The sequence below is a fragment of the Nocardiopsis sp. TNDT3 genome, from assembly GCF_003427465.1.
Lineage (GTDB): Bacteria > Actinomycetota > Actinomycetes > Streptosporangiales > Streptosporangiaceae > Nocardiopsis > Nocardiopsis dassonvillei.
This window is the reverse complement of sequence record NZ_QPFC01000941.1, coordinates 1-2639: the sequence shown is the minus strand read 5'-3', so window position 1 is coordinate 2639 and position 2639 is coordinate 1. Positions and strand designations below refer to the sequence as shown.

The following is a 2639-nucleotide window of genomic DNA, read 5'->3' as shown; positions in this document are numbered from 1 at the left end:
CCCCGATCCACCCCCGGCCCCGGCTGTTATGTCGGTGGTCGCGCGGATGATCGGGGGAGCAGGCGAAACCGCCTGATCCGACTACCTCGAACCGGAGCCCATCCATGGCAGGCGAAACCCAGATCACGCTCGTCGGCAACCTGGTCGACGACCCTGAACTGCGCTTCACTCCCAGTGGAGCCGCGGTCGCCAACTTCCGTGTGGCCTCGACGCCCCGCACCTTCGACCGCGCGTCGGGGGAGTGGAAGGACGGCGAGTCCATGTTCCTCACCTGCACCGTCTGGCGGCAGTACGCGGAGAACGTGGCCGAGAGCCTTCAGCGCGGCATGCGCGTCATCGTGCAGGGCCGGCTGAAGCAGCGCTCGTACGAGACCCGCGAGGGTGAGAAGCGGACCGTCTTCGAGATCGACGTCGACGAGGTCGGCCCGGCCCTGCGCAGCGCCACCGCCAAGGTGACCAAGTCGCAGCGCCAGGGCGGCGGAGGCGGCTTCGGCGGTGGCGGCGGCGGTGGTTTCGGTGGCGGCCAGCCCCAGGGCGGCGGCTACGGGAACCAGGGCGGCGGCTTCGGCGGGTCGCAGGGCGGCGGAGGCCGCAGCGGTCCCCCGGCCGACGACCCGTGGGCGACCAACGGCGGCGGTGGCGGCGGCTTCGGCGGCGGAGGCGGGGGCTTCTCCGACGAGCCCCCGTTCTAACCGCGGCGAGTACCCCGTCCGGCGCCCCGAGGCGCCAGACCCTTTCCACACCAGACCATCCCCGGGAGGACCCCGGGGCTCTTGCGAAGGAGCACCACGATGGCTAAGCCGGCAGCGCGCAAGCCCAAGAAGAAGGTTTGCCTCTTCTGCCAGGAGAAGCAGTCCTACATCGACTACAAGGACACCACGCTTCTCCGCAAGTTCATCTCCGAGCGCGGCAAGATCCGCGCCCGCCGCGTCACGGGTAACTGCACCCAGCACCAGCGCGACGTCGCGACCGCGATCAAGAACGCGCGCGAGGTGGCCCTGCTGCCCTACACCAGCACCGCCCGCTAACGGCGATATCCGAGGGAGGTTTTTGTCGTGAAGCTGATTTTGACCCACGAGGTCAACGGTCTCGGAGCCCCCGGCGATGTCGTCGAGGTGAAGAACGGCTACGGTCGCAACTACCTGCTGCCCCGCGGGTTCGCCATCCGGTGGACGCGCGGCGGTCAGAAGCAGATCGACCTGATCCAGCGCGCGCGCTCCGCGCGTGACATCCGCACGCTCGACGAGGCCCAGCAGGTCGCTGGCCGCGTCAACGCGCTCACCGTGCGCCTCAAGCAGCGCGCCGGCGAGGGTGGCCGCCTGTTCGGTTCGGTCACGCCCGCGGACATCGCCGACGCCGTCAAGGCGACCGGTGGTCCCGAACTGGACAAGCGCCGGATCGAGATCAAGAACCCGATCAAGGCCGTCGGAAGCCACAAGGTCCAGGTCCGCCTGCACCCCGAGGTCTCCGCGACGATCAAGCTGGACGTCGTCGGTTCCTGACCGACGCCGTGCACGTCGGGCCCCGTCTCCCTTCCGGGAGGCGGGGCCCCGCTGTTTCTCCGGGCTCCCCGAGATCTGCGTCGCACCCCCGGTGCTTCCCCCGCGGCCCGACCCCCCGGAGGCGGTCCGCGTTCTCGCTCGGTTCTCCTGACACGCCTGGCCGACAGACAACCCTTTGATTACTCTTTGTAATCTATCGTGTTCTCTGTGTTGGTGTCGTACGTTGCACCACCCAGCACGGAGAGGACGCAGAGCCATGACCGTGGAAAGAAGAGACGAGCCGGGCCGACACACACGGGTGGACCGCAGGACCGTTCTGCGGGGGACCGCCCTCGCCGCCGGGGGAGTGCTCCTCGGCGGGATCGCCGGGATCCCCGCCGTGGACCGGGCCTCCGCGGCCACGCGACCCAAGGTGTACACGCGCGCCGACTGGGGGGCGCGCGCTCCGAAGAACAAGATCGAGGTCGTGCGCCGCGGGGCCACGCACATCGTCGTGCACCACACCGCCACGGCGAACGCGTCCGACACCTCGACCTCGCACGCCGCGTCGCTGTCGCGCTCCATCCAGCGGTACCACATGGACACCAACGGGTGGAGCGACATGGGGCAGCAGTTCACCATCAGCCGCGGCGGCCACATCATGGAGGGGCGCGACCAGAGCCTGCAGGCCGTCAGCGCGGGACACCACGTGCTCGGCGCGCACACCGCCAACCACAACGAGCACGCGATCGGGATCGAGAACGAGGGCACCTACACCTCGGCGACCCCGCCCGCGCTCCTGTTGGAGTCGTTGGCCGACACCTGCGCCTGGCTGTGCCTGGCCTACCGGCTGGACCCCGACGAGGCCATCGTCGGCCACCGCGACTTCAACGCGACGGGCTGTCCCGGCGACAAGCTCTACGCGGCGCTTCCCCAGCTCCGCTCCACCGTCAGGAGCAGGATGCGGGAACAGCTCGCCCACCCGGGCGCGGCGGCGGTCGCGGCGCCGGAGCCCGACCAGCTGCCGACCTACCCCGACGTGCCGCGGGACGAACAGGTGAGGCCCTACAGTCACGGACCCGCCGTCGGTGAGCGCGACACGTTCACGTGACCCCGCCGGTCCACCGGAGGGACGCGGGAACCGGGCCCGCCACGGCC

The 2639-nt window shown here is 70.3% G+C and carries 4 protein-coding genes; all 4 read left to right on the top strand.

The features are described 5' to 3' along the window. Positions 1-104 precede the first annotated feature (104 nt). The 4 genes from DQW06_RS21990 to DQW06_RS21975 all read left to right on the top strand — a co-directional run bounded on the left by DQW06_RS21990 (position 105) and on the right by DQW06_RS21975 (position 2592). On the top strand, positions 105-692 hold the full coding sequence (locus DQW06_RS21990) for a single-stranded DNA-binding protein (RefSeq protein WP_013155833.1): 588 nt from the start codon (positions 105-107) through the stop codon (positions 690-692). 99 nt (positions 693-791) lie between these two features. Beyond that, entirely contained in the window at positions 792-1028 is a 237-nt protein-coding gene (gene rpsR / locus DQW06_RS21985; RefSeq protein ID WP_013155832.1) for a 30S ribosomal protein S18, read from the top strand. Between the two features lie 27 nt (positions 1029-1055). After that, on the top strand, positions 1056-1502 hold the full coding sequence (rplI, locus tag DQW06_RS21980; protein WP_013155831.1) for a 50S ribosomal protein L9: 447 nt from the start codon (positions 1056-1058) through the stop codon (positions 1500-1502). Positions 1503-1758: 256 nt separating this feature from the next. Next, complete coding sequence (locus DQW06_RS21975) at positions 1759-2592, top strand: peptidoglycan recognition family protein (protein ID WP_198662514.1); 834 nt, start codon at positions 1759-1761, stop codon at positions 2590-2592. The last annotated feature ends 47 nt before the right edge of the window (positions 2593-2639 follow it).